This is a genomic window from Simiduia aestuariiviva, assembly GCF_014192475.1.
Classification (GTDB): domain Bacteria; phylum Pseudomonadota; class Gammaproteobacteria; order Pseudomonadales; family Cellvibrionaceae; genus Simiduia; species Simiduia aestuariiviva.
Genome location: NZ_JACHXZ010000004.1, coordinates 225,148 through 250,539, shown reverse-complemented (window position 1 = coordinate 250,539; position 25,392 = coordinate 225,148). Strand labels below are relative to the sequence as shown.

Sequence of the window (25,392 nt, the reverse complement as noted above, 5' to 3'; positions counted from 1 at the left end):
AAAATCTAATCAAGGGCATTCGCCCGATGCATAACGACAGAGGCAGACCTGTGGCTCAAACCGAATCTGAATCAACAACGCCCGCTGTTGTTGCCGAAACCGCCAACCAAAAATCGACGCTTTGGCCTCTGTGGCTCGCCATCTTGTTGTTGGCCGTGGCCGCCGCCAGTGGGGGTTTCTGGCTCTGGCAGCAGTTGGCTAAGCAGGCAGAGTCCACTACGGAATGGGCGACCCAACAGGTGTCGAACTTGTCGGCGGCAGCGGAGGCCCAGCGCGCCGAGCAACAAAAATTGAGTGTGGAGCTGGCGCGCAACCTGAGTCGATTCGAGGCGGCCCAGTCGGCCAGTCAGCGGGTGTACGATGAATTCGCCGATCGAGTTGAGGCTCAGTTGGCTGCACAGCACCAGCAGTTGGCGCAGATGACCGCGGCCAGTCGCACCCAGTTCCTATTGAACGAGGCGCAGTTTCTCACCCGCCAAGCCAGCCAGCGCTTGCAGCTCGAGCGTTCGGCGACCAGCGCGGTGGGACTGTTCAAGCTGGCTGATCAGCTGTTGGCCCAAGCGGAGACGGCGCTTGGCAATCCCGCCGGATTAATGGCTACGCGCCAGCAGTTGGCGCAGGACTTAGCGCAACTGCAAAGCCTTCAAGCTGTGGACTATACCGGCGTGTTTTTCGCGCTGGATGCGATTTTGATCCAAGTGGATGCACTGGCGTTGGCGCAGCCGCCGCGCGAGTTTGCCAACGAAGCGGTGGAGCCCGCAGTCATTCACAAAAACCCCGACAGTTTGTGGTCAAAGATCACTGTAGGTTGGCGCAATTTCACCCGCGAACTGGCCAGCTACGTACGCGTAAAGCGCTTGGAAAAACCGGTAGAGCCGCTGCTGTCGCCGGATCAAGAAACCCGTGTGCGGGAGAATCTAAAACTCAAATTACAGGTGGCGCAACTCGCGTTGTTGCGCGCCGATGGCGAGTTGTATGGCAATAATTTACAGCAGGCGCGCCAGTGGTTAGAGGAGTACTTTCCGGTTTCCATTGAACGCAATCACATGATGGAACAGCTCGACGGTTTGGCGGCCCGCTCGGTGAACAGCCAGTTGCCAGACATCTCTGGCACTGTGCGCAGTTTGGATCAATTTATTGGTCAGTATCGCTTGGAGTTGGGGGTGCGCCCGTGAAGCGACTGGTTTTGCTCGTTGCCATTGCCCTGTTAGCCGGTGGTTTGCTCATCAGCGAGTTGGCAAAAGACAGTGGTTATCTGCTGGTATCCGTCTATGGCTATAGCCTAGAAACCAGCCTGTGGTTTGCCATCCTCGCACTACTTATTTTTGGCTTGATGGCCTGGATTGTTTTGCGTGCATTATTTACGGTGATTCGTGGATTTTTGGGTGTGACCCATTATGTGATGCACGGCAGTGAAGAGCGCAACCGCAACCAGTTGGCCGATGGGTTGGTGGACTTCATGGAGGGCAATTGGAAACTTGCCCGCAAAAAGCTTTTAAAATCTGCAGACCGCTCCATTGTGCCAGTCATTAATTATTTAGCTGCCGCGCGCTCGGCCTATGAGTTGGGTGATCGAGACGAGGCGCAGTCGCTATTGGCAAAAGCTGAACAGGTGGGCCCGCAATTTCAGTTGGCCACCGCCTTGGCGCAGGCGCGCATCGAGCTCATGGATCAGCGCTACGAGCAGTGCTTAGCGGCACTGGAGCGGGTGCGCGATACCGCGCCCAACCACCCCGTGGTGCTCGATATCTTGCGCCAGTCCTACGTGGCGTTGGAGGATTGGCCGTCGTTGCAAAAGTTGCTGCCGTTGTTGAAAAAGCACAAACCCCTGCCCGAACAGACGCTCAAAGAATTGGAGCGGCGCTGTCAGATTTATCAGCTCACTCAGGCGGTGGAATCGGCCCAAGGCGAAAACACTGCCGCCGCGCTACACAAAGTGTGGCAGCAGTTTGACACCCGCACCCAGCGCGATACCGACATGCTCATCGCCTATACCCAGCTACTGGTGCAGCATGTGGGCGAAGGTGAGGCCGAAGCCTTGCTGCGCAAGAGTTTGCAAAAGAGTTGGGACGATCGCTTGCTGGACGGTTTCGGCAGACTCAAGGGCGATGATACGGCCAAGCAATTATTGGTGGGCGAGGGCTGGCTTAAAGAGCGGCCTCGCAACGCCACTCTGTTGTTGGCGTTGGGGCGCTTGTCGCTGCGCAATCAACTCTGGGGCAAGGCGCGTGAATACTTTGAATCAAGTTTGAAAATTTGCCCTGCGCCAGAAACTTACGCAGAGTTGGCGCGATTGATGGCGGCGCTGGGTGAGCACGAATTGAGTACCGGCTATTACCAGCAGGGACTTAAGATGATTGCCAGCAACCTGCCGGAGCTGCCTGCGCCGGATGCCAGCGTGAAATTTGGCCAGTCGAGCGGGGCGCTTTAAGCCCCGTATCACGACTGCCTTTTGAACAGTGTCAGCCCAAACATCAGGCTGGCACCCAGCACGACACTTGGGCCCGCTGGCGTATCTAAAAAGTAAGAACTGACCAACCCTAAGGTCACTGCCACTAGGCCCAGCGCGCTCGCCATCACCGCCATGGATTCGGGCGTTTGACTCAATCGCCGCGCCGCTGCCGCGGGAATAATGAGCAGCGCCGTAATCAATAGCACGCCCACCACTTTCATGGCGATGGCGATCACCAGCGCCATGGCCAGCATCAACAACATCCGCACGGCGCCCACGCGCACGCCCTCCACGCGGGCCAATTCTTCGTGCACAGTAATGGCAATTAACGAGCGCCAAAAATAACCAATCAGCCCGAGCACCAGTGCGGCCACCGTGGCAATGGTAATCACATCGCCGCTGTCGGCGGTCAGCAGATCGCCGAATAAATAGGCCATCAAATCGACGCGCGTGTTGCCAAATAAGCTGATGCTAACCAGCCCGAGCGCCAGTGTGGAGTGCGATAAAATTCCCAACAGGGTGTCGGTGGCGAGCACGCGCGTCTGCTGCAGCAGTACCAGCGCGGTGGCTAAAATAAGGCAGCCCAAGGTCACGGCCAAATTGATGTTGACGTCTAACAGCAGGCCGAAGACCACGCCGAGTAGGGCCGAGTGTGCCAAGGTATCGCCAAAATACGCCATGCGGCGCCACACGGCAAAGCTCCCTAAGGGGCCGGCGACCACGGCAACTGCGGCGCCGGCAAGCCACGCGTGGAGCATAAAATCAGGCATTGGATTCATCCTTTTGAGCAGCGGGCGGGCAGTCTTCCAGCGGCAGGCTGTGGTCGTGATTACACACCACGTCGCCGTGCAAGTTGTGCTTGTGATCATGGTGGTGGGTATACACGGCCAAGGTCTGTGCTGCCTTGGCGCCAAACAGTGCGAGATAGGCGGGGTCACTGGTGACGCTCTCTGGATGGCCGTGGCAACAGACGTGCTGATTCAGGCAGATCACCTCGTCGGTGTGCGCCATGACCAGGTGGAGGTCGTGCGACACCATGAGTACACCACAACCCTGCTGCGCGCGGATGCGATCGATCAAATCATAGAGCGCCACCTGACCATTGACGTCTACGCCCTGTACCGGTTCATCCAATACCAATAGTTGCGGCTCGCGGGCCAGTGCGCGCGTGAGCAGCACGCGTTGAACTTCTCCGCCCGACAATCGTTGCATTGGGCTGGCCAGTAAATGCGCTATGCCGGTGAGCGACAGTGCGTTCTTGAGCGCGGCCGCGCCGGCGCCCCCCAGCTGCAAAAAGCGTTGCACGGTGAGCGGTAGCGAGGCATCGATATGCAATTTTTGCGGCATGTATCCTATGCGCAAACTCGGTTTGCGCCAGAGCTCCCCTTGGCTCGCCGGTTGCAGGCCCAGCAGCAGGCGCACCAAACTCGTTTTGCCGGCGCCGTTTGGGCCTATCAAGGTGGTGATTTTTCCAGCGTGCAACTGCAGATTCACGCCCTCTAAAATAGTCCGATCAGCCAGTGTTAAGCCGATATTCTTGGCTTCGATGAGACGGGTCACGATGGTTCCTCGGTGATGGCATCCGCGGTTTGGCAGTTGGGGCACAGGCCTGAGAGTTCCAGTGTCTGTTGCTCTATCTGAAAACCCACAGATTGCGCCAGCGCTTGAATGGGCACGCGGACGCTGGCCTCGTTCAGCTCCAGCGCGATACCGCAGGCGCGACAAATAACGAATTGGCCGGCGTGGCCGGTGTCGGGGCAGGCGCATCCAATGAACGCATTCAAACTATTGAGTCGATGGATCAGCCGGTGTTCCAACAGGAATTCTAGGGCCCGATAGACGGTGGGCGGCGCCACTTGCTTGCCCGTGAGCTCGGCCAATTGCTCCATGAGTTGATAGGCGCCCACGGGCTTGTGATTTTGCCAAATCAGCCGCAATACCTGTTCGCGCTGTAAGGTAAGGCGCAGTCCGCGGGCCTTGGCGAGTGCGCGGGCCGCCGCGAGGGCGTCCGCGATGCAGTGTTGATGATTGTGGCGCCGAAATGGCAAGGCGTGTTGGGGCATGGGCGTGCTGATATGGGAAAATGATATGTTATCATATAACATTTTAGGGGTAGTGCGGGTATGCATCGCTATTGGGTATGGTGTTTAGCACTAGGGGTGTCGCTCGGTGTAAGTGGTGTACAAGCAGCTAGATTGGTGGTGTCCATCGAGCCGCTTGCGATGCTGGCGGAGCCCCTTTTGGGGCCCGAAGATCAGCTGCAAGTGGTGCTGCCGGCCAATCGCTCACCCCACCATTACGCGCTGCGCGCCTCAGATTTGCGCGCGCTGCAGTCGGCGGATCTGGTGCTTTGGGTGGGGCCTATACTGGAGCCTTTTTTAGAAAAACCGCTGCGCCAACACCCAGCTGCGCAACCCGTAATGCAATTACCTGGGTTGCAATGGCCGCACCAAGACGCGCACAGCGATCACGCCCATGGCGACCGCGATCCACACCTTTGGCTAAACCCTGACAATGCCGTGCTGATTATCCGTTGGTTGGCTGCGCAATTGATATTGGCGGCGCCCGATCAGGCCGCGGCCATTGCTGTGCGGCGCGATCAAACGCTCGCCCGCCTTAGCGCACTGACGGAGCGGTTGGCACAGCAGTTGTCGCCGCTCGGGGAAATGGCGTTCATCGCCCACCACCCAGCCTATGGGCACTTTAACCAGCGCTTTGGACTTCGACAGTTGGCGTGGGTGGCGCTGACGCCGGAGCAAAAGCCGGGCGCTCGCCACCTCATGGCGCTCCAACAGCAAGCAGCTGGGGCTAAATGTTTAGTGACAGAGTCCTTCTATGACAGTCACAACAGTCAGCAACTGGCTCGGCAGCTGGGTTTGCGGCAGGTGGTACTCGACCCCATGGGTGCCGGCGTGGGCCCTGCGCCACAGCGTTACGAGCGGCTACTCGAACAGTTGGCCAGTGGTCTGCAGGACTGCCTTGCACCGGCGTAACTAGCGCCCACAAAAAAGGCCGGGGCTTGCGCCACCGGCCACATCAGCGATGTATAACACGTGCGATATCAAAACTAGCGAAACCGGATGCTCCGGTGGGCTGCCCAAGGGGGCGGAATCTGGTGCTACTTGGCCTCGGCCTGTTCGCGCAAACGCTGGGCAATCTTCTCGTCCAGATCGGCGTTGATCAGGTTGCCAAGATTGATTGTGGCGCTGTCCAGTTCTTTCAATTGCGTTGTATTGGCATTGCTTTCTACGGCTTCGGCAGTCCAGCTGGCGTTCGCTCCTGTCACTGCCACGGCGGCAGATACATTGGGTTGCGGCGCCGCCAAGGCGGCCTGAGTCGTTAATGCTAACAACAGAAAACCAAGCTTTTTCATGGTGCGGCCCTCCGTTAAGGGGTTGAGGTGTTACCGACCTTGGTTGTCGATACCACTAAAAATCAGTTGTAGGCGGTAGTCGCCTTTCAATTGTTACGCATGGTAACAATTGGCTAAAGATTAGGCTATCTTTTTTTCAGAAATATGACAGTTCGACATTAAAAATGTGCGCTAACCGTAGATTTTCATTGCGATTCGCGTGAATTGTACGTTTTTCGATCGCATTTTTATGGGTAACACATCGGTAACACTTGCGTACCAGTCTGCGGCAGTGAGCTAGCGCGGCCAGTGAGGGGGCATTTGGTGTATCCTTGCGCCTTTGTTTAAACAACGGATCTGCTATGTCTACCCCGGTTGTCCTCGTCGACGGTTCCTCCTATCTCTATCGCGCCTTTCACGCCTTGCCACCCTTAACCAATAGCAAGGGCAATCCCACGGGCGCAGTGAAAGGCGTCATCAATATGATTCGCCGATTGCAGAAGGACTATGCCCAAAGCCCCATCGTGGTGATCTTTGATGCCAAGGGTAAAACCTTTCGCGATGATCTCTACGCCGACTACAAGGCTCAGCGCCCGCCCATGCCCGATGATTTGCGCCCACAGGTGCAACCCATTCACGATATCGTCGAGGCCATGGGTTTGCCGTTGTTAGTCATTGAAGGCGTAGAGGCCGACGACGTTATCGGTACCTATTGCGCCCAAGCTGAGGCCGCTGGGCTGCCGGTCGTGGTATCGACGGGTGACAAAGACATGGCGCAGTTGGTGAACGATCACGTCACCCTGGTTAACACCATGACCAACACCGTCATGGACCCCGCAGGTGTTGAGGAAAAATTTGGTCTGCCGCCCTCGCTGATCATCGATTATTTGGCGCTTATGGGCGATAAGGTGGACAACATTCCCGGTGTGCCGGGCGTGGGTGAGAAGACAGCCTTGGCGCTGCTGCAGGGTTTGGGCGGGCTAGACAGTATTTACGCGAACCTCGCTAAGGTGGCTGACCTGTCTTTTCGCGGTGCAAAAACCATGGCCGCCAAGTTGGAGGAGCACAAAGACAAGGCCTACCTCTCCTACGAGCTAGCCACCATTAAGCTGGACGTGGATTTGCCTCAAAAGCTCACCGAGCTGGCCAATGGCTCACCAGACCCCGCGCGATTGTTGGCATTGTTCGAAGAGCTAGAGTTCAAAACGTGGGTCGCAGAGCTGCAATCGGATGGCGTTTCAGCGTCCGCTCAGCCCGACGCAGGCGGTGCTGCGCCTGTTAGTGCGCCGGTTGAGCGCGAGTACGAAACCCTGCTCACGCGGGCCGACTTTGAGCGTTGGTTGGCCAAGCTAGAAGCAGCGCCTCTGTTTGCCTTCGATACGGAAACCACCAGCTTGGATTACATGCAGGCGGAGATTGTCGGTGTGTCTTTCGCCGTTGAGCCGGGCAAGGCCGCCTATGTGCCTGTGGCTCACGACTATATGGAGGCGCCCCAACAACTCGAACGCGACTGGGTGTTGGCCCAGCTTAAACCGCTGCTAGAGGCCCAAACCCCAGCCAAAGTGGGACAAAACTTAAAGTACGACGCCAGCGTCTTGGCCAACTATGGCATTGCCATGGGCGGCATTGCTTTCGACACAATGCTCGAGTCCTACGTGCTAAACGCCACTGCGACCCGCCATGACATGGACAGCCTCGCCAACCTCTATCTAAACGAAAGCACGGTAAAGTTTGAAGAGATCGCGGGTAAGGGCGCTAAGCAGCTCACCTTCAATCAAATTGCGCTGGAGCAGGCGGCACCCTATGCCGCCGAAGATGCCGACATCACCCTGCGACTGCACCGCCAATTGGCACCGCAGGTAGCCGCTGAGTCTAGCCTGCAGCAGGTGTTCGAAACGATTGAAATGCCTTTGGTGCCGGTGTTGTCTGCCGTCGAGCGCACCGGGGCTCTAGTGGATGCCAAGCGGTTGGGAGAGCAGAGCGTGGAGCTGGGCAATCGCTTGGTGGAGCTGGAGCGAGAAGCGTTTGAGATTGCCGGTGAGCCCTTTAACTTGTCGTCCCCCAAGCAGCTCGGCGCCATATTGTTTGAGAAGTTGAATCTGCCCGTGCTGAAAAAAACGCCCAAGGGCGCGCCCTCCACCGCTGAGGAGGTGCTGCAAGAGTTGGCGTTGGACTACCCGCTGCCAAAAATCCTGATGGAATACCGCGGTTTGTCCAAGTTAAAAAGCACTTACACCGACAAGCTGCCGCAAATGATCAACCCGCGTACGGGGCGCATTCACACCTCCTACCATCAGGCGGTAACGGCCACTGGGCGCCTATCTTCGTCGGACCCAAATCTCCAGAACATCCCCATTAGGACTGAAGAGGGTCGACGTATTCGCCAAGCGTTTGTGGCGCCGGAGGGTTATCTGCTGATGGCGGCGGACTATTCGCAAATTGAGCTCCGCATCATGGCCCACCTGTCTGAAGACAAAGGCTTATTGGATGCCTTCAGTCAAGGCTTGGACGTGCACAAGGCCACCGCCGCGGAAGTCTTTGGCGTGTCGTTGGAGGATGTCACGAGCGACATGCGCCGCAGTGCCAAGGCCATTAACTTTGGCTTGATCTACGGCATGTCAGCCTTTGGTTTGGCTAAACAGTTGCACATCGGTCGCCACGAAGCACAGCAATATATCGACACCTACTTCGAGCGCTACCCGGGGGTTGCCCGCTACATGGACGATACCCGCAGGTTGGCCCATGAGCAGGGCTATGTGGAAACGCTGTTTGGCCGTCGCCTGTACCTACCCGAAATCAACGACCGCAACAAAATGCGCCAACAAGCCGCTGAGCGCACTGCCATTAACGCCCCGATGCAAGGCACCGCTGCGGATATCATCAAGCGCGCCATGATTGATGTTCACCATTGGCTAAATGCTGAGGGCGCCCCCGATGCGCGCATCATTATGCAGGTGCACGATGAGTTGGTACTGGAGGTCGCAGAAGCTGATGTCGCTGCCTTGCAAACCGCGTTGTGCGAGCGCATGGCGGCCGCTGCCGATCTGAAAGTGCCGCTATTGGTTGAGGCCGGCGTTGGCAATAATTGGGATGAAGCGCACTAACCGCATTTATTTTGAACTTTCGAAAACCGAGCGAGTCATAACTATCAGTACCATGTGATGTTTTGCTCTCCCTTGGATTCCATTGATTGTTTGAATCTTGAACCCCGCCCAAAACGCGGGGTTTTTTTATGCCGCACAAGGATGTGCAAATGCCGTGAAGGGCAGGACGCCCGAGAGCGGCGCGCCCGCACAAGGATGTGCAAATGCCGCGGAGGGCAGGACGCCCGAGAACGGCGCGCCCGCACAGGGATGTGCAAATGCCGCGGAGGGCAGGACGCCCGGGAACGGCGCGCCTGCCCCCAGTAGGAAAGGCTAATTTCCTTGTGCACGCCCGCCAGTAAGCGGGTCGTTTACGCGGCCAACAAAGATTGCCGTTGAAAGCACTTTAAATGCTATTGACAATCATTCTCATTAAGGCATACTGATTGCACAATTACTCATCGAGCGAGGTGTAAGGATGAATGCCAGTTTAACTAGCGTACGCGCTGTGGTGGTGCGACAGCCGGTGGATGCTAAGGCTCGCATCGGCAGCGCCGAGTTGTTGGGGGGGCAAAGCCTGATCGTGATTGAGCATGATGGGCAAGATTATTTCTTGCGGCAGACCAAGGCGGGTAAACTCATTTTAACCAAGTAGCGTTTATGTAGTCCGCAGCACCCCTGCACCCACCAAGCGGACTGCATACCGGGCACTCGGGGCCCAGCCGGCGCGTCTCTCCCGTGCTTAGCCACTCCCGACCTTCACTCGTCTTATTCAGCCATCCACTGGGCGCAAGCAAAGGATAAGATTGCAACTTTCCGCCGTTCGCAGGTTCAAATCACTGTTGGCTAGGGTTCCCCAAGCGCTAGTCAACGCGCTGCACCCCAGCCCCAACATGGGTGCAGCCTTTTCAGCCCCGGTAGCCCACAGCACCGGGGTTTTTTATGCCGCACAGGGATGTGCAAATGCCGTGAAGGGCAGGACGCCCGAGAACGGCGCGCCGCACAGGGATGTGCAAATGCCGTGAAGGGCAGGACGCCCGAGAGCGGCGCGACCGCAGGGATGTGCAAATGCCGTGTAGGGCAGGACGCCCGAGAACGGCGCGCCGCACAGGGATGTGCAAATGCCGCCAAGCTGCACCCACGACGACTGTGATGCGCCCGCCCATGGGAATTGCTGACCTGCGATAGCGCTTGGTTTTTTTAGTGGTTCACCTAGTTGCTCAGCGACAGCAACGGGCTATCACGGGCCGTTTGCCAATTCCTATTAGCTCTCCCCTTTGCGCCCCTCGGCAAACCAGCGGTTCAGCACCGCGATAAGCTCCGGCAGGCCCGTTTTTTTCAAGGAAGAAAACAGCTGGGCGCTCACTAGGTCGTCCGCCTTAGCTTCTGTTAAATGTTTGCGCACATCCAAAAGGGTGGACTGGGCGGGCCCTTTCTTCAGTTTGTCGGCCTTGGTCAACAGGATGTGGACGGGCATTTCAGCCTCCACTGCCCAGTTGATCATGGTGGTGTCAAATTCTTGGAACGGGTGGCGTACATCCATCATCAATACCATGCCTGCCAAAGTCTGGCGTTCTTGCAGGTATTCAGACATGTGGCGATCCCATTCACGCTTCATTGCCAGGGGCACCTTGGCGTAGCCGTAGCCCGGCAAATCGACGATCCGTTGTTCTGGATTGCCGAGCGTAAAATAGTTGATCATCTGCGTGCGCCCTGGCGTTTTACTGGTGCGCGCTAGCTTGCCATTGTTGGTCAGCGTGTTGATTGCGGAGGATTTCCCAGCGTTGGAGCGTCCGGCAAAACAGACTTCAACGCCGGTTTCTGGAGGGCACTGGGCCAAAGTGGGTGCGCTCATCAGGTAGCGCGCGAGATTGAAATTGAGTAACTCTGCCATGGAAATCCGTAAAATTGGTGTGTTATCAGGCGGTTAGTATATAATGCCCGCCCAGTGGCCGCCCGCTATTTGGGTGGCGATTGTAGCCCGTGGGTGTCGGCGCGGCTAACGCAGTGTTCAACTTACTAGCAAAATAACGGATTAATCACATGAACAAGCTGATTAAGCAGGTTGTAGCGATGCTGGGCCTCGTGGCCATGTCTCAGTTAGCCTTCGCGGGCGATGCCAAAAATGGCGAATCATTATCTACCGCTTGCGCGGCCTGTCACGGTGCCGACGGCAACAGCCCAGCACCCAACTTCCCAAAGCTCGCTGGTTTGGGTGAAAAATACCTGCTCAAGCAGTTGTTGGATATTCAGTCGGGCGCGCGCGCCGTTCCGGAGATGGCAGGCCAGTTAGACGGTATGTCGGCTCAGGACCTGGCGGATATGGCAGCCTACTTCAATGGCGCAGCCATTCAACTGTCTGGCTCTAAGAAAGACGCCGAGGTTCAGCTCAACAGTGGCGCCAAGGTCAACAGCCTCGCGCTGGGTGCGCGCACTTACCGCGCCGGCAACATGGAAACAAACGTACCGGCCTGCCTCGGTTGTCACTCCCCTGGCGGTACCGGCAACGATCCCGCCGGTTACCCACGCTTGGGTGGTCAGCACGCGGCCTACATCGAAAAACAGTTGAAAGACTTCCGTGCAGGTAATCGCACCAACGACGGCGACAACAAGATCATGCGCGACGTGGCAGCTCAATTGAGCGACGCCGAAATCAGCGCTTTGGCTAACTTCATCGCCGGTCTGCACCCCTAAGCAATCAACAGCGCAAAAGGCGACCTCGGTCGCCTTTTTTATTGGTGTTCAGTTGGGGTTAATCTGACTGGCCCTATGCTGACTTCACTTTAACGGTTGCGGTCTTGCACGCAGGCCTGTAAACCCCAATAATTCAGCCAAATCTTTTTAATCGCGGGAGAAATGTTATGCGAATTCTTGTGGCCTTGGTGGGCCTAATGGTGTCTCTGGTAGCCTGTGCCGACGCGCAAACACCGGCAAAATATGAAGAGGGCAAACACTATGTGGTGCTCGACAACCCCGTGCGCACCAGCAGTGCCGACAAAATCGAAGTGACCGAAGTGTTTTGGTATGGCTGTGGCCACTGTTTTCACTTTGAGCCGCTGGTAAAAGCGTGGAAGGAAAAGCAGGCTGATGACGTAGCCTTCGTGCGCTCGCCCGCCATGTGGAATAAAGCCATGGAGTTGCACGCTCGCGCTTTCTACACCGCCGCCGCCTTAAATGTTCTAGACACCATGCATGACCCACTGTTCGATGCCATGAACGTGCGTAAAAAGCGCTTGGCGTCTGAGGATGAGATTGCGGAGCTGTTCGTTGCCAATGGTGTCGACGCCGCAAATTTTGCCAAGGTATTCAACTCCTTCGGCGTGACTGGCAAAGTTCGCCAGGCCGATGCCCGCGCTCGTAGCTACCGCATCACGGGTACGCCCGAGCTGGTGGTAGATGGCAAGTATCGCATTTCTACTCGGGCCGCCGGTGGCCAGCAGGAAATGTTGGATGTAGCTGACTTCCTAGTGGCTAAAATTCGAGCTGAGCGCGCCAAATAATTAACGGCTCGCTTCGAAAATCCTAAAAGGGCCCATTGCGGGCCCTTTTTTGTGGGCGCTGTCTACACTGCTATACACGCTAGCGTAATCAAGGACAGCCCGTGACGACCCCTGTAAAAGATGCGGCCTACTGGCGCGAAAAATACCGCGAATTGCTGCAGGAGCGAAGCCCCAATAGCGGTCAAGGTGCGCCGGACCTTCAGCGCGCTATTGAGAAGCTGGCGCGCACCGCCGCGCTTTTAGATCAGCGGCTCTCGCAGGGCCTCAATCCCGTGTTTCAGCAGGCCAAGCGTCAAAGCTGGGGCAAGCCTGGCCAGTTAGCCCTGCTGGAGCAAACGCTGGAGGACTTCCAGCGCCAGTTGAGTGTTACCCGTGAGCGCGAGCGCACGGCGGTTTCCGAGCTGCAAAAAGCGCTGGCGGCTTTCCCCCTCGATGGTGCCAGTAAAAAAAACCTGAAACTCGCCACCAAATTATTTAAACAGCAGTCGTTCGCAAATGAGTGGGCCCCCGTGCTCGAGGCGCTCAGCAATCTAAAGCCCGAGCCGAACTTGGCGGAGCGCGAGCAACCGGGTCTTTTGAATAAGCTGTTTGGCGCAAAAGCGAATCCCCCCGCACCGAGCCGCGAAACGCTCAACGAGGCGCAGCAGGAGGCCGATAGCTCCACGGAAGAGGTGCCCTTAACCCATGCTGCTGGCGAGCGACAAGCGCCACAGCCAGATCCCAATATAGATTCTGAAGGCGGCGATGGGGCCATGCCACTGGCGGAAGCTACGTCGCCAGCAACTCCGAATGCCGGCACCAGTGAATCCACGCACAGTGATCCGACACCGATGGGGATTAGTGGGGAGTTGATCGAGCATCCCTCGGGCGCGCCTCTTCACGAGCCACCCTTTGGAAAAATAAGCGACCGCATTTCGCGCGTCTTAGGTGATTTGCTCGCGCAAATAGAACCGGAACCCAATGTGGCGGATAAGGCCGAGGCGGCTAAAAGCCGCATTGACAAGGGCCTAAATTGGTACGAATTGGTACCCACTCTCGAAGACATTCGCGACTTAGTGATGGCGCTTATCGTCAACGCGAAACAAGACTATCAACAGTACTTGTTGCACCTGCTCGAACAAATTAATCAAATGATCACTATGGCCGGAACCGCAGTGGATGCCGCCAACGCTGTGGCCGCGAGCGAAGAACAATTACTGGTGGACTTAGACGAAGAGGTCGGCGCTTTTGATCAGGCGCTGCAATCAATGTCGGATTTGGCGGAGCTAAAAAACACTATAGAAGCCCGGGTGCACACCTTGGCCGGCGTTTTAAGTCGCCATCGCCAAGCCCGCGCTGCCGACGATGGTCCGCTACAAAAAATTAAAGCCCTCGAGTTGACTATCGCTCAACTACAGGCTGATGCAAATCAACGTCAAGCGGAGTTGGAGGCGCAGCGGAAGAAAGCCTGTACTGATAATCTTACGGGGCTGCCAAATCGCGAGGCCTATAACGAGCGACTCCACCATGAAATAGAGCGCTTTCGACGCTACGGCCGACACCTCACGTTGGTGGTTTGCGATATCGATCATTTCAAAAAATTTAACGACGATTACAGTCATCAGGTGGGAGATCGCGTGTTAAAGGTGGTGAGTAATGCCATTCAAAAACAGCTGCGCGACGTAGACTTTATGGCGCGCTACGGCGGCGAAGAATTTGTCGTTTTATTTCCGGAGACTGAGGTGTCGGGCGGGCTTACTAAAATGGATAAAATTCGACAGGCCGTGGCCGCCACAAAATTTAAATTTAAGGATCAGCAGTTGTCGATTACCTTTTCCGCAGGCCTGGCGCAAGTTTGCGCAGGTGAAACTGGCAGTCAGTTGTTTGCGCGCGCCGATCAGGCCCTTTACAAGGCAAAGGATCAGGGTAGGAATTGCTGTGTTATTGATGAGTTAAGTCAACCATCCGCCAATTAACTTGGTTATGTTATCTAAAAATACGCTATCGATTTGGCTCACGCATGAGCTTACTCGGGAGGCCAATCGGTCAATGCGTCTAGCAAAAATGATTGACCATCGAGGTTGAGAATTACTCCCCCTTCGCGCACTTCCTGCACAAACAGTCCCGGCCCTAGCACGTCTCCCTTATAGCGTGCGCGATCATTGATGATTGCGAACCCTTTGCCCTCTTCGTTGGAAAAAATATGGGCCGAATAGTACATGGTGGGTAACTTTGCTTGCGTCTCAAACGGTAGCGCGTCGATGGACAGTGTCTCGGATTGTCTTTGCAGTGCTGCCCTTACATGCTGGGTGATGTCAGGGGGCAGGGCGGGCGAGGCTGAGCGCGAAACTGTATCGCGCTTGGGTTCGGTATATAGCGATTCTACTTCGGTGCGGTTTGGCGATGAGGAGCCGGTTGCTGCAGTGGCTTTGCGTCGCGCGTCGACGGGGGCAGATGTCGCTGTGGGCACTTGTTTGAGCGGCGAGGCTGCAGGGACCTGTTTAAGCGGTGTGGCAGCAGGCGCCTGCGTGCGTGGCTCGATCGTAGATACCGCTGATGGGCTATTTTGGGGCGCCGAGATCGCTTCCTCAAAATTCGACAGGCGGTTTGGCGAGTTTGCAGCGCTCACTGTCAGCCACATGTAGGCGCCGCTGGCGACGGCGATCGCCAGCGCGATGACGGCACCCAGCCACCACAACTTCTGTGTCGATGCCGTGGCCTGAGGCTGGTGAATGGCATTTAAATTGGGCGGGTGCTGTTGTTCCCGCCGTTCTTGTTCTGACTTGTTAAGTGCGTCGAGAATATATGACATCAGGTTTCATCCACCAGCTGTGCGTTGGGTGGCCCCATCAGTTGTGAGACTTGTTGGCTCAGCGTGTTGTCCAGGCCCAGTGCCTCATTCAGCTTTAGCAAGGTTTGCAATCCGACAATGCCGTCACTTTCGAGCCCTTGATCGTTTTGAAAGAGTTTGACGCGCCGCGTCAATGCACTGTTAAAAAACTCGTTGGTTAGCGGGGACGCTTGGCCGTCCAGCTCCGCGAAACGCTTGGCAACCCAGCTGACAGCGGGGTTGGTATCACCCTGTGCCAGGGGTTTTTCGTAGCTTTCCGGTCCAGACCAGGCAAACGTCAGGGCGCCATTCCAGAGCGGGCTCAGGGCGATAAGGGGTAGCTGTTGGGTGCCCGATCGGTGCAGCAACAGCGCCGAACCGCCCCCTAAGCCAAGCACGGCAACGTAGCCCGTTTCGCCGTTATCGTTTTGCAGTGGGAGAACCGCGGGCCGATTGTAGCGCAACAAGCCGTTCCAGTTATCGACGTTGACTCGTGAACAATTCATGCCTGTGCCCGCGGTGTCCTTGCACGGTGCTGGTCCGCTCAGCTGCGGCAGTTGCAGGTGGTTAAACAGCGCGCTTAGGGCCTGTGCTTCGGTGCGAAAGGTGGACTTCAGCAGTCGGTCTAGGGGCGATGGAGGTGCCTCTGTTATCCCCTGCGTGGTTTTGTCCTGCGTGGGTGCGGCCTTTGGCGTGTCAGCGGTGGTCAGTGCGGGCGCCAGTTGCCAGCCAACTCCACTCAACAGTATTGCGCCCAAAAGGCTTGCGGCTACCCAATAGACCCGCTGACCGCGCTTTGGTTTGCCCAGCACTTCTTCTGCAGCGCGTGCGAGGGTGCGTCGGTCCACTTGCGTTTTGTTTTCGGCATAGGTGCCCAGCAATACTCGATCACAAAAGACATTAATCAAGCGTGGGATGCCGCCACAGTGCCGATGAATCCGGCGCATGATGGCAGTGGAAAATAATGGCTGGCTAGCGGGTAGCCCCGCCACCTGCAGTCGGTGCCGAATATAAGCTTGTGTTTCTTCTTCGTTGAGCGGGTCAATGTGAAAGCGCGCGGTAATGCGTTGTGCCAGCTGGCGCAGTTCGGGCTTTTCGAGTAGGTCTTGTAGTTCTGGCTGGCCGATAAAAATAATTTGCAGCAGCTTTTTAGTGTTCGTTTCCAAATTGGTTAGCAGTCGAATAATTTCGAGTACTTTGGTGTCAAGGTTCTGTGCCTCGTCAATAATCAAGACGGTATTGCGCCCGCGAGCGTGGTTGTCGAGTAGGAACTTGTACAGGGTGTTGGATAGCCCGCGCAGGTTGCGCTGGTCAGCCGTGATGTCGACGCCCAATTCTTCGCTGACACTCTCGAGCAATTCGCGGGCGTTTTGCAGTGGGTTGAGTATAAAGGCAACGTCTGTGTGGTCGGGTAGCTGCTCCAACAGGCACCGACAAATCGTGGTTTTGCCCGTGCCCACTTCACCGGTCAGCAGTACAAAGCCGCCACCCACGCCTACGCCATAAAGCAGGTGCCCCAGTGCCTCGCGATGCTTGTCGCTCATAAACAAATAGTGTGGATTGGGGGATATGGAAAAAGGTGTGTCCCTTAGTCCAAAATAATTGGTGTACATGGCGCAGGGTCTTGAGGGCTGAATGGCAGACGATAGACCTTTGCACTCACTGGATCAACTCTTTGATTTACTGGCGTTTGTCGCCACCGTGCCTAGGCGCTTGGCAAGCGATTAACTTCTGGTATCGTAGGGCTCGGCCACAGGGGTGTGTCAATAATAATTAGGAGCTGATATGGGCTGGTTGGAGATTTTGGGCTTGATCTTTTTGGGTGTGCTATTAATTGCCGCCTACTTCGGTTTCAAGTTCTATCGCTGGATAAAGCGTTCGGCGGATCAATTCAATGAAATGGCCATCGTGCAGATGGTATTGCCGCCAATAAATTTTGAGATTCATTCAGCACCCGAGGCCAATTGGACTCAGCAGGCGCGGCTGCTACGCGATCAGCAGTGGTTGCGGGATTCGGGATTTACCCACGAAGGCGATTTCGACACCATTATGGGGCAGGCTGAGGCGCTGATTTCCTTATGGGGACACGCCGATTTGGCCATTTGTTGTGCCATTTACGAGTGTCGAGTGTATTTGGAAGATCAAGATGATTTTCATACCGTTTATGCATCTGAGCTTTTTCAAACCTACGCAGACGGTAGCAGCTTAGCGGTTTCCAATAGTGCCGATGCGGGCACCTTACCTAGGCCGCAAAAAGACCGTTTGGTGATTGAAGAATCTGAATCCTTGGGCGCGCTGCACCAAGTGTTGGTTCAGCAAGCGCCCAATGGTGTGCCCGTTAAAGCGCTGGGTAATGTCGTCAATGCCTTTCAGAATTTCGTAGAGGAATACAACGCTTGGTTGTGGGAGGAGGCGCAGTTAAGAGATCCCACGGTTGCCGCATTGCTTGAAAAGGTAGGTGTTGAGTTGAGTGAGGATCTGTTGCAGCGGCTTTTGGAGGAGGCGCGTTGCGAAAAGTCAGAGTGGCTGTCTCGAAAAATATTACGGCGGCTTTCAGAGCGGGCTAATATGACGGCAGCGAATTGGGAGCAAATACGCGAGCGAATGGTCGTGGTTCATCAGAAAATGACGGCTGATGAAATTATAAATAGCTTTTATGAATTGCTGGGCGAAGTGTGTGAAAAGGATGAAGAGCGCATTGATGCTATTGCAGAATTGGAACATATTGCGTGCCCGGTTACCCTTTTTTCCACTCGGCTGACACAATTGAAAGCAGCAAATAGAATAAAATTAGTGGCGAAAATGGAAGTGCCGGTCCTCTCATACGTCTACATGCCTAAAACCATCTAGCGCCAACGCCCTGCTTGTGCGGCAAAGGCTGCTTGCCGCACACAACCTGCATTTCAACGAATATTTCCTATAATTTGTTAGCGTATTCGCTAGGCTCCGCAGGACTTAATGTGGTGTGAGTAGGAGCAGGTCGATGCGGGTATTTCTATTTTTGGGCTGTTTGGCATTGTTCGCTTTTTCGAGTGCAGGTGCGATAGCGAATTCGAAGCCAGCCAGTCTTGATGCCGCCTTGGCAAATAAAGCGCTGGTGGTTGATTTCTATCAACAGGTTTTGTTTGAGCGCAATGCCGATGCGATAGATCAATTTATTGGCGATACCTACATCCAACACAACCCCAATTTGCCCGATGGTAAGGCTGCCCTGAAGGCGCTAATTAAAGCACTGCCCAAGCCTGATAAGGCGGTTGGCAAAATTGTCCGAGCAATCGCTGAAGGTGACCTCGTAGTGCTGCATGTAAACTATTACGGATGGCCGGGTCCCCAAGGCGGAGCAGTGGTGGATATTTTTCGCGTTGCCGATCACAAAATAGTTGAGCATTGGGATGTTGTGCAGGCCGTGCCTGCACAATCAGCCAACGATAACACCATGTTCTAACAGGCTTAATGGCGCGGATCTGTTTCAGCTATGAATGAGCTTTGCTGGTGTTGTTGGTGAAAAGCAGTAAGCCCGCCGAAGCTGTCCAGTTCGTGCAGCGCGCGAAACTTCACCCAGTCGATTAAGCAATACAGACTTATGGTAGGGTAGTGCCACTGGTTGAATTTTTCTGCATTCACTTGTTTGTCCAGTTCGCTAAACAACTCGGCTAAACGCTCGCGCTGCAACTTGAAAAACATGACGTCGCTGTGGGTGTCTAAATTAGAACGTTCGCACAACAGCAGCTGTATCAGTGAGTCGCTCGCCGCATTGATTAAGGTTAATTGGTTTTCTTGATCCCAGTTCAGTGCTGGCGTTTTAAATTTTTCCGAGAGATAGCGATAGATGATGCTTGAATCAAAAATCACTCTGCTGCCATCTTCCAGCATAGGAATTTTCAAGGTGGGGTTTTTTGACTTTAGCAGCTTGCGGCCTTCGGCCCCGAATATGTCCATGTTGATATATTCGTAGGGCTTATCGGCTAGCCATACGCGCAGTCGGCGCACATAGGGTGAGGTATTCGAACCGTAGAGCTTCATAACATTCTCCTCTGAAAATTACAGGGCTTTACCCAAGGTGCGTACTTGAATCGCTTCAATGCCTTGGCCTGCGTCTGCATCATAGTGGCCTAGCGTGTCGGATATCACCACCACCTGGTCAGCGCTGTTCATGCCGGCGTCGATGAGCTGTTGGAAGGCTTTACACAGGGTTTTTTCCGGATCTTTACTAAATAATAGTTTGTGCGCAAAGACATTCCGGTTGAGGGCCATTTGGCGGCGCGTGCGACCGTCGTTGGTAAAGGCGTGAATTGGCGAATGCTGTGGATGGCAATTGGTTACATAGTTTGCCATGCGCCCGCGACGGGTAATGACCACGATGGCTGCTGCTTTAAGCGACTCGGCAAGGTGTACGGCACTGGCAGCCAAATTTTGTTTGTGATCGCGGGTTTCTAAATCGGCGGTAAAGTTTAGGCCGCGGTGCTTCTCGATAGTGAGGGCGATGTTGTTCATTGCCTCCACGCACTTAACGGGATATTTGCCCACCGTTGTTTCGCCCGACAACATAATTGCATCGGCTTCTTCGTACACTGCGTTGGCGACATCGGTCACTTCGGCCCGCGTTGGCATGGGGTTGTCAATCATGCTTTCGAGTAGATGGGTGGCCACGATAACGCGCTTACCTTGTTGTGCGCAGGCGCGCACAATGCGCCGTTGAATGTTGGGAAGCTCCCAAAAATCAACTTCGCAACCTAGATCACCGCGTGCGACCATAATGCCATCTGCTGCGTCGATGATGGCGTCAATATTTTCCACGCCCTCTTGGTTTTCAATTTTCGCGATAACTTTAATTTTATCGGCTTTTTCGCCCAGTAACTCTTTGAGTTGGGCTATATCACTGGCCTCGCGTACGAAGGACAGGGCTATGTAGTCCACGTCCATCTCGAGGCCGAACAAAATATCCTGCCGGTCTTTTTCGGTGATGGCGGGCAGGTTGACGCGAATGCCGGGGAGATTTACGTGGCGCTTGCTTTTAAGCACGCCTCCGTCGATGACTTTACAGCGCATGACGCGTTCGTGCTTTTCCAGAATCTCCAGGTTGATTAGCCCATTGTCCACGGTTAGCCGGTCGCCCACGTCCATGTCGTCGATGAGGTCGGCGTAGTTGACCATTAACGAATGTTCTTCCACGTCCTGGGTGCCGCGCGCTACCACGGAAATGACGTCGCCGGTCTGCAGATTTAAATCATTGTCGCGCTCGCCGGTGCGAATCTCTGGCCCTTGGGTGTCAAGTAAAATGGCAACTGGATGTGTCAACTGGCGATTCAAGCGCTGTACCGCTTTGATCACTTTGGTATGGCTGGCGTGGTCGCCATGGGACATGTTCAGCCGCACCACATTCATGCCCGCGTGCGCCAGTTTTTCCAGCATCGGATAGCTGTCGGTGGCGGGCCCGATAGTGCAGATGATTTTGGTCTTACGCATTGCAAAACTCCGGCGTGCAGTTCGATGGCCAAAGCCTAGCAGAGCGGCAGTGCGGACAACATACCCCAGAGGCCACTATTGCCATTAGAATAGCGGCCATTGAGTGAGTGAATATTATGGAAGTGGTATTTATTTTAGTGGCACCGGCCGTGCCAGAAAATGTGGGTGCAAGTTGTCGAGCACTAAAGACCATGGGGCTGCAACATTTGCGCTTGGTGGATACCGAGGCCCATACCCACAAGCAGGCCCGCATACTTGCCCACGGCTCTACCGATGTATTGGGTAACGCTCGGGTTTATACCGGGTTGGCTGATGCACTTGCCGATGTAGATCTGGCCATCGGCACATCTGCTAAAGCTAGACACCAGTGGCGCAGTCTCACGCGGGCGCACGAACTGGGCGAGCTTATTGCGGATAAAGCCGGCGTGGTGGCCCGTGTAGCACTGGTTTTCGGCTGTGAGGCTAGCGGATTGTCCAATGAGGACCTGGCACTGTGCGATCTCGTCTCCAGTATCGAATTACCGGCGCCTTACCCGTCGCTTAATTTGGCTCAGGCCGTTATGCTCTACGCCTACGAACTGCGAGGCCTGCGAGCGACTACGCAGCCAGAAATTCAGTCGGTAAACGGCTCCGATGCGCAACAATATCGAGCTTTACGCGAAAAGGTTTCGCAGTTATTGCTGGAGCATCGCTACGGCGCCGACAGCAAGTTGACAAAGTGGGCCATGGAGCTTTTGCCCAGAGCCGATAGTAAGGCCATCGGCTTTTTACACTCTATGTGCGATAAGCTATTGAAGCGCTGACCGAAGTTGTCGCAGATAACGAACAAAACCAATTACATATAAACAATAAAAAGGAGTCTGCCGTGCAGGATACGACCGCAGCTGCAACCGATACCAAACTTCAACGCGTGCTCGACTGGATTGAGCGCACGGGCAACAAATTGCCCGACCCCGCCATGATATTTTTCTTTTCTCTGCTCATTGTGTGGGCATTAAGTTGGTTGTTGTCGAGCATGAGTTTCGGCGAGATCGATCCACGCACGGGTGAGGCGATTGTGGTACACAATCAACTGACCGGCAGCTCACTGGCCACATTTTTAGCCAATATGGTGAAAACCTTCACGGGCTTTGCACCATTGGGAGTGGTGTTGGTGGCTATGCTAGGTGTCGGCGTGGCCGAGCACTCGGGGTTCATTAACACCGGTATTAAGAAAATACTGGATCGAACGCCACAGTTTTTGTTGACACCCATTGTGATTCTCGTAGCCATCGTGAGTCATACCGCCAGTGATGCGGGCTACGTGCTGGTGATTCCACTGGCCGGTGTAATCTATTACGCCATGGGGCGCCATCCGTTGGCGGGTATTACTGCGGCGTTTGCCGGTGTTTCTGGCGGTTTTTCTGCCAACTTTGTGCCCTCAGCAATTGATCCGCTGTTGCAGAGTTTTACCCAAAGTGCGGCACAGATTCTCGATCCTGCAATACAGATTAATCCGCTTAACAACTACTTTTTTACCAGTGCCTCGAGTGTATTGGTGATTCTAGTGGGCTGGTATTTAAACGATAAAATCATCGAGCCACGGCTGCAGAAAATGGTTGTCGATGGTGATCCCGAAGATATTCCCAAGTTTGCTGAAGTGACGGGCAAAGAGCAGTCGGCATTGCGATGGGCGCTATTTGCAATGGCAGTGGGCATTGGCTTATTGGTGGCCTCCGTGTGGTCGGAGTCGTCCGCATTGCGTTCGCCCAACGGCGAGTTGGCGTCTTATTCGGCGCCTTTAATGCAATCCATTGTGCCGTTGATATTTCTATTATTTTTGATTCCGGGCGTGGTGTATGGCTACCTAGCAGGCACTTTTAAAAATTCCCGCGATGTCATCAATGCCATGACCAAGTCTATGGATGGCATGAGTTACTACATTGTGATGGCGTTTTTCTGTGCACTTTTTATCAGCGCATTTAACACATCAAACATTGGTGCCCTGTTGGCTGTTAAAGGCGCGGATACGCTACGAGAATTGGCGCTGCCTGCATCAGTTACGGTGGTAGGCATGATTTTGTTGACCGGCTTTGTGAATCTTTTTGTCGGTTCAGCCTCCGCAAAGTGGGCCCTGATTGGCCCAATTTTGGTACCTATGCTGATGCAATTGGGTATCTCTCCAGATCTCACCCAGGCGGCCTACCGCATTGGTGATTCCAGTTCTAACATCATTACACCGTTGATGCCTTACTTCCCCCTTGTTGTGGTCTACGCTCAGCGCTATGTGAAAGGCACGGGCATCGGTACATTGATTTCCATCATGTTGCCCTATGCGTTAACGCTGTTGGTTTGTTGGACTGCGTTTTTGTTAATTTACTGGAGCATTGGTTTGCCCTTGGGTATCCAATCGAGCTACACCTACGGCGGCTGATGCCGCAAGGAATCCTATGAAAATTGTGGTGAGTGTATTGATGGCGGTGTGCTTAGCCGCGTGTGCGGGCCTACAGCCACGCTTAGAGCAACCGCAGGTCAAGCTCATGAGCATCAAGCCACTCACTGCCGATGGATTCCAGCATCGCTTTGTGGTGGGGTTGCGAGTGACCAACCCCAACGCCACGGATATCGTGTTGCAGGGTATGAGTTACCAGATTGGCATCTTAGGGCACGATATTTTTAGCGGTGTCGCCAGCAATGTGCCGGTGCTGCGTGCCTACGAAGAAACACCCTTAACGGTCGAAGTCTCCGCGAGCTTAGTGGATGTATTGAGCCTAATCAGTGAGCTAACTCGTGAGCGGCCACAAACGCTCACCTACAGCCTGAAAGCGAAATTAGATGTGGGCACTTTTATGCCCGCCATTCGCATCGAAGAATCCGGGCCATTGCCTTTTAGTCAGGTGCGTGGGCTGTCGGCGCAATAGTGGTGTGATTCAAAGCATGTGCACTGCAGTTCATTGCGGTTGCCAACACAAAATATAGACCCTGTTGATTTCGGTCGAAGAGGTAATAGCCGTTTTGAGTGGTTTTCAGTGTTCGATATGCGCTTTTTAACCACTGATGCCACGAGTTATTGACGGTTGAACATAAAAAAACGGGCGCTAGCGCCCGTTTTTTTATAGGTGGTATGGCGTTATGCGCGCACGGCGGCTTCGGCCTTGTCAAAGGTTGCCTGTAACTCGGCGCTGGGTGCCGCGGTCAACAAGCTGACTGAGACCAATGCAATACTGGCGAGCACGAAGCCGGGCACGATTTCGTACATTAAACTGCTGAGACTTTGGCCGTCGACGGTGATTGGTGCGTACAGCCAAATCAAAACAGTCACCGCGCCAGTCACCATGCCGGCAATTGCGCCTTCACGGGTCATCCGCTTCCAGAACAAACTGAAAATAATCAACGGTCCGAAGGCGGCGCCGAAGCCGGCCCACGCATTGCTCACTAGCGTCAAAATCGTGCTCGAACGATCATAGGCCAAGCTAATGGCAACCGCCGCGACGACAACCACTGATATGCGACCCACTAGCAGCAGCTCGGTTTGCGACGCGTCTTTACGCAGGAACGATTTATAAAAATCTTCTGTGAGCGAGCTGGAAGAGACCAACAATTGCGAGGAAATGGTACTCATGATCGCAGCCAAAATGGCGGCCAATAGAAAGCCACTGATCAGCGGGTGGAACAAAAGTTTCGCGAAGAAGATGAAAATTGTTTCTGGGTCGGTGAAATTAGCCTGTGTTTTTGCCACAAAGCCTACACCCACAAAGCCGATCGCAAGGGCGCCGACAATGGTTACGATCATCCAGCTCATGCCAATCCGGCGGGCGGCTTTAATGTCGCCCAGCGAGCGAATAGCCATGAAGCGCACTATGATATGAGGCTGGCCGAAATAACCCAGTCCCCAAGCGAGGCTAGAAATAATACCCAGAGCAGAAATGCCGGTGAAAAAGCCAAATAGATTTGGATCCACGGCAGAGACGTGCTGATTGAGGTCGGCCAAGCCGTCAAACTGACTGTATGCAATTAGCGGTACTAAGATGAGCGCCACGAACATAATGCAGCCCTGCACAAAGTCGGTCATGCTGACCGCTAAAAAGCCACCAAATAAGGTGTAGGCCACAACGACACCGGCAGTGATGTACAAACCTGCGTAATAACTAAGGCCGAATGAGGACTCAAACAATTTACCGCCGGCCACTACACCTGAAGAGGTGTATAAGGTAAAGAAAATAATGATCACCAGCGATGAAATAATGCGCAGTGTGCGCGAGTGATCATTAAAACGCTTCTCAAAGTAATCGGGAATGGTAATCGCGTCTTCGGCAATTTCGGTATATGCGCGCAGGCGCGGCGCCACCACCAGATAGTTGAGCCATGCGCCGGTAACAAGGCCTATGGCGATCCAGCTGCTGGAGATACCCGATACATACATGGCACCCGGCAAGCCCATTAAAATCCAGCCACTCATGTCTGAGGCCCCGGCAGACAATGCCGTCACCGCGGGGCCCAATTGGCGGCCACCAAGCATATAGCCCGAGACATCTTTAGCAGTTTTTCGGTAGGCGTAAATACCGATACCGATCATTACAACGAAATAGAGACCTAGGGAAATAAATTCACCTAATTGCATGTTTGCTCCGTGAGTTAACAGCGAGTGAATGCATCAAATACGCGCCTTGGCCCTTATTCTACTCGGGCAGTCCGAGCTGTTATTGGCCTAGTTGTGGCGTGGGTACCTGACGATGAGGCCACCATTTAAA

Annotated in this window: 23 protein-coding genes; 13 read left to right on the top strand and 10 right to left on the bottom strand. The window is 54.7% G+C overall.

Translation table 11 applies throughout. The features are described from left to right. The first annotated feature begins 50 nt into the window (after nt 1-50). Nucleotides 51-1,175, top strand: a complete 1,125-nt coding sequence (locus tag FHS30_RS14205) for a uroporphyrinogen-III C-methyltransferase (RefSeq protein ID WP_183911176.1) — start codon at nt 51-53, stop codon at nt 1,173-1,175. Continuing rightward, nucleotides 1,172-2,431 carry a heme biosynthesis HemY N-terminal domain-containing protein gene (locus FHS30_RS14200; RefSeq protein ID WP_183911175.1) on the top strand — a complete coding sequence of 420 codons (1,260 nt, stop codon included), beginning with the start codon at nt 1,172-1,174 and terminating at the stop codon, nt 2,429-2,431. The genes FHS30_RS14205 and FHS30_RS14200 overlap by 4 nt, the downstream gene beginning before the upstream one ends. An 8-nt stretch (nt 2,432-2,439) precedes the next feature. On the opposite strand, the gene znuB is transcribed toward FHS30_RS14200, so the two are convergent. Genes znuB through FHS30_RS14185 form a run of 3 tightly spaced genes read right to left on the bottom strand, consistent with a single transcriptional unit; the run spans nt 2,440 to nt 4,515 of the window. Then, nucleotides 2,440-3,222, bottom strand: a complete 783-nt coding sequence (znuB, locus tag FHS30_RS14195) for a zinc ABC transporter permease subunit ZnuB (protein ID WP_183911174.1) — start codon at nt 3,220-3,222, stop codon at nt 2,440-2,442. Continuing rightward, on the bottom strand, nt 3,215-4,012 hold the full coding sequence (gene znuC / locus FHS30_RS14190; protein WP_425502380.1) for a zinc ABC transporter ATP-binding protein ZnuC: 798 nt from the start codon (nt 4,010-4,012) through the stop codon (nt 3,215-3,217). The genes znuB and znuC overlap by 8 nt, the downstream gene beginning before the upstream one ends. Further along, complete coding sequence (locus FHS30_RS14185; protein WP_183911173.1) at nt 4,009-4,515, bottom strand: Fur family transcriptional regulator; 507 nt, start codon at nt 4,513-4,515, stop codon at nt 4,009-4,011. The genes znuC and FHS30_RS14185 overlap by 4 nt, the downstream gene beginning before the upstream one ends. A gap of 60 nt (nt 4,516-4,575) precedes the next feature. On the opposite strand from FHS30_RS14185, the gene FHS30_RS14180 reads away from it, so the two are divergent. Then, nucleotides 4,576-5,445, top strand: coding sequence for a zinc ABC transporter substrate-binding protein (locus FHS30_RS14180; protein ID WP_183911172.1), 870 nt, complete (start codon nt 4,576-4,578; stop codon nt 5,443-5,445). Between the two features lie 125 nt (nt 5,446-5,570). Here the strand turns inward: FHS30_RS14180 and FHS30_RS14175 are convergent, their stop codons facing one another. Then, complete coding sequence (locus FHS30_RS14175; protein WP_183911171.1) at nt 5,571-5,825, bottom strand: hypothetical protein; 255 nt, start codon at nt 5,823-5,825, stop codon at nt 5,571-5,573. A gap of 341 nt (nt 5,826-6,166) precedes the next feature. Between FHS30_RS14175 and polA the strand changes: the two genes are divergently transcribed. Then, nucleotides 6,167-8,908, top strand: a complete 2,742-nt coding sequence (polA, locus tag FHS30_RS14170; RefSeq protein ID WP_183911170.1) for a DNA polymerase I — start codon at nt 6,167-6,169, stop codon at nt 8,906-8,908. 457 nt (nt 8,909-9,365) lie between these two features. After that, complete coding sequence (gene hemP, locus FHS30_RS14165; RefSeq protein ID WP_183911169.1) at nt 9,366-9,542, top strand: hemin uptake protein HemP; 177 nt, start codon at nt 9,366-9,368, stop codon at nt 9,540-9,542. A 609-nt stretch (nt 9,543-10,151) separates the two neighbouring features. On the opposite strand, the gene yihA is transcribed toward hemP, so the two are convergent. Next, nucleotides 10,152-10,781, bottom strand: a complete 630-nt coding sequence (gene yihA, locus FHS30_RS14160; protein ID WP_183911168.1) for a ribosome biogenesis GTP-binding protein YihA/YsxC — start codon at nt 10,779-10,781, stop codon at nt 10,152-10,154. Nucleotides 10,782-10,930: 149 nt separating this feature from the next. On the opposite strand from yihA, the gene FHS30_RS14155 reads away from it, so the two are divergent. The 3 genes from FHS30_RS14155 to FHS30_RS17395 all read left to right on the top strand — a co-directional run bounded on the left by FHS30_RS14155 (nt 10,931) and on the right by FHS30_RS17395 (nt 14,342). After that, a complete protein-coding gene (locus FHS30_RS14155) occupies nt 10,931-11,581 on the top strand; it encodes a c-type cytochrome (RefSeq protein WP_183911167.1) in 651 nt (216 codons plus the stop codon). 167 nt (nt 11,582-11,748) lie between these two features. Then, the gene (locus tag FHS30_RS14150; RefSeq protein WP_183911166.1) at nt 11,749-12,387 is read left to right on the top strand and encodes a thiol:disulfide interchange protein DsbA/DsbL; all 639 of its coding nucleotides are present in this window, start codon (nt 11,749-11,751) and stop codon (nt 12,385-12,387) included. A gap of 101 nt (nt 12,388-12,488) precedes the next feature. Next, entirely contained in the window at nt 12,489-14,342 is a 1,854-nt protein-coding gene (locus FHS30_RS17395) for a diguanylate cyclase (protein WP_183911165.1), read from the top strand. Nucleotides 14,343-14,392: 50 nt separating this feature from the next. On the opposite strand, the gene FHS30_RS14140 is transcribed toward FHS30_RS17395, so the two are convergent. Together FHS30_RS14140 and FHS30_RS14135 are read right to left on the bottom strand one after the other, a co-directional pair. Further along, nucleotides 14,393-15,178 (bottom strand): general secretion pathway protein GspB, encoded by a 786-nt coding sequence (locus FHS30_RS14140; protein ID WP_183911164.1) that lies wholly within the window; start codon nt 15,176-15,178, stop codon nt 14,393-14,395. Then, nucleotides 15,178-16,740: an AAA family ATPase gene (locus tag FHS30_RS14135; RefSeq protein WP_246341350.1), complete on the bottom strand. Its 1,563-nt coding sequence runs from the start codon at nt 16,738-16,740 to the stop codon at nt 15,178-15,180. Before FHS30_RS14135 ends, FHS30_RS14140 begins: the two co-directional genes overlap by 1 nt. 241 nt (nt 16,741-16,981) lie before the next feature. Here FHS30_RS14135 and FHS30_RS14130 point away from each other — a divergent pair, with 241 nt between their 5' ends. Then, nucleotides 16,982-18,046 carry a hypothetical protein gene (locus FHS30_RS14130; protein WP_183911162.1) on the top strand — a complete coding sequence of 355 codons (1,065 nt, stop codon included), beginning with the start codon at nt 16,982-16,984 and terminating at the stop codon, nt 18,044-18,046. A 133-nt stretch (nt 18,047-18,179) separates the two neighbouring features. Continuing rightward, complete coding sequence (locus FHS30_RS14125) at nt 18,180-18,641, top strand: nuclear transport factor 2 family protein (RefSeq protein ID WP_183911161.1); 462 nt, start codon at nt 18,180-18,182, stop codon at nt 18,639-18,641. Nucleotides 18,642-18,646: 5 nt separating this feature from the next. On the opposite strand, the gene FHS30_RS14120 is transcribed toward FHS30_RS14125, so the two are convergent. Together FHS30_RS14120 and pyk are read right to left on the bottom strand one after the other, a co-directional pair. Then, complete coding sequence (locus FHS30_RS14120) at nt 18,647-19,219, bottom strand: glutathione S-transferase family protein (protein WP_183911160.1); 573 nt, start codon at nt 19,217-19,219, stop codon at nt 18,647-18,649. 18 nt (nt 19,220-19,237) lie between these two features. Then, nucleotides 19,238-20,662: a pyruvate kinase gene (pyk, locus tag FHS30_RS14115; protein WP_183911159.1), complete on the bottom strand. Its 1,425-nt coding sequence runs from the start codon at nt 20,660-20,662 to the stop codon at nt 19,238-19,240. Between the two features lie 116 nt (nt 20,663-20,778). On the opposite strand from pyk, the gene FHS30_RS14110 reads away from it, so the two are divergent. From FHS30_RS14110 to FHS30_RS14100, 3 genes are all read left to right on the top strand, one after another. Beyond that, nucleotides 20,779-21,465: a tRNA/rRNA methyltransferase gene (locus tag FHS30_RS14110; protein ID WP_183911158.1), complete on the top strand. Its 687-nt coding sequence runs from the start codon at nt 20,779-20,781 to the stop codon at nt 21,463-21,465. Between the two features lie 62 nt (nt 21,466-21,527). Next, nucleotides 21,528-23,075 carry an AbgT family transporter gene (locus FHS30_RS14105; protein ID WP_183911157.1) on the top strand — a complete coding sequence of 516 codons (1,548 nt, stop codon included), beginning with the start codon at nt 21,528-21,530 and terminating at the stop codon, nt 23,073-23,075. A 16-nt stretch (nt 23,076-23,091) separates the two neighbouring features. After that, nucleotides 23,092-23,562, top strand: a complete 471-nt coding sequence (locus FHS30_RS14100) for an LEA/WHy family protein (protein WP_183911156.1) — start codon at nt 23,092-23,094, stop codon at nt 23,560-23,562. 209 nt (nt 23,563-23,771) lie between these two features. Here the strand turns inward: FHS30_RS14100 and putP are convergent, their stop codons facing one another. Next, entirely contained in the window at nt 23,772-25,262 is a 1,491-nt protein-coding gene (gene putP / locus FHS30_RS14095) for a sodium/proline symporter PutP (RefSeq protein WP_183911155.1), read from the bottom strand. Between the last annotated feature and the right edge of the window lie 130 nt (nt 25,263-25,392).

What these genes read in the sequence shown, in the direction of transcription:
- putP (WP_183911155.1), bottom strand. Translation starts at nt 25,262, where the DNA reads ATGCAATTAGGTGAATTTATTTCCCTAGGTCTCTATTTCGTTGTAATG.
- FHS30_RS14140 (WP_183911164.1), bottom strand. Translation starts at nt 15,178, where the DNA reads ATGTCATATATTCTCGACGCACTTAACAAGTCAGAACAAGAACGGCGG.
- hemP (WP_183911169.1), top strand. Translation starts at nt 9,366, where the DNA reads ATGAATGCCAGTTTAACTAGCGTACGCGCTGTGGTGGTGCGACAGCCG.
- pyk (WP_183911159.1), bottom strand. Translation starts at nt 20,662, where the DNA reads ATGCGTAAGACCAAAATCATCTGCACTATCGGGCCCGCCACCGACAGC.
- FHS30_RS14130 (WP_183911162.1), top strand. Translation starts at nt 16,982, where the DNA reads ATGGGCTGGTTGGAGATTTTGGGCTTGATCTTTTTGGGTGTGCTATTA.
- FHS30_RS14150 (WP_183911166.1), top strand. Translation starts at nt 11,749, where the DNA reads ATGCGAATTCTTGTGGCCTTGGTGGGCCTAATGGTGTCTCTGGTAGCC.
- FHS30_RS14100 (WP_183911156.1), top strand. Translation starts at nt 23,092, where the DNA reads ATGAAAATTGTGGTGAGTGTATTGATGGCGGTGTGCTTAGCCGCGTGT.
- FHS30_RS14175 (WP_183911171.1), bottom strand. Translation starts at nt 5,825, where the DNA reads ATGAAAAAGCTTGGTTTTCTGTTGTTAGCATTAACGACTCAGGCCGCC.
- FHS30_RS14185 (WP_183911173.1), bottom strand. Translation starts at nt 4,515, where the DNA reads ATGCCCCAACACGCCTTGCCATTTCGGCGCCACAATCATCAACACTGC.
- polA (WP_183911170.1), top strand. Translation starts at nt 6,167, where the DNA reads ATGTCTACCCCGGTTGTCCTCGTCGACGGTTCCTCCTATCTCTATCGC.
- znuB (WP_183911174.1), bottom strand. Translation starts at nt 3,222, where the DNA reads ATGCCTGATTTTATGCTCCACGCGTGGCTTGCCGGCGCCGCAGTTGCC.
- FHS30_RS14155 (WP_183911167.1), top strand. Translation starts at nt 10,931, where the DNA reads ATGAACAAGCTGATTAAGCAGGTTGTAGCGATGCTGGGCCTCGTGGCC.
- FHS30_RS14125 (WP_183911161.1), top strand. Translation starts at nt 18,180, where the DNA reads ATGCGGGTATTTCTATTTTTGGGCTGTTTGGCATTGTTCGCTTTTTCG.
- FHS30_RS14135 (WP_246341350.1), bottom strand. Translation starts at nt 16,740, where the DNA reads ATGAGCGACAAGCATCGCGAGGCACTGGGGCACCTGCTTTATGGCGTA.
- FHS30_RS14120 (WP_183911160.1), bottom strand. Translation starts at nt 19,219, where the DNA reads ATGAAGCTCTACGGTTCGAATACCTCACCCTATGTGCGCCGACTGCGC.
- FHS30_RS14110 (WP_183911158.1), top strand. Translation starts at nt 20,779, where the DNA reads ATGGAAGTGGTATTTATTTTAGTGGCACCGGCCGTGCCAGAAAATGTG.
- FHS30_RS14180 (WP_183911172.1), top strand. Translation starts at nt 4,576, where the DNA reads ATGCATCGCTATTGGGTATGGTGTTTAGCACTAGGGGTGTCGCTCGGT.
- yihA (WP_183911168.1), bottom strand. Translation starts at nt 10,781, where the DNA reads ATGGCAGAGTTACTCAATTTCAATCTCGCGCGCTACCTGATGAGCGCA.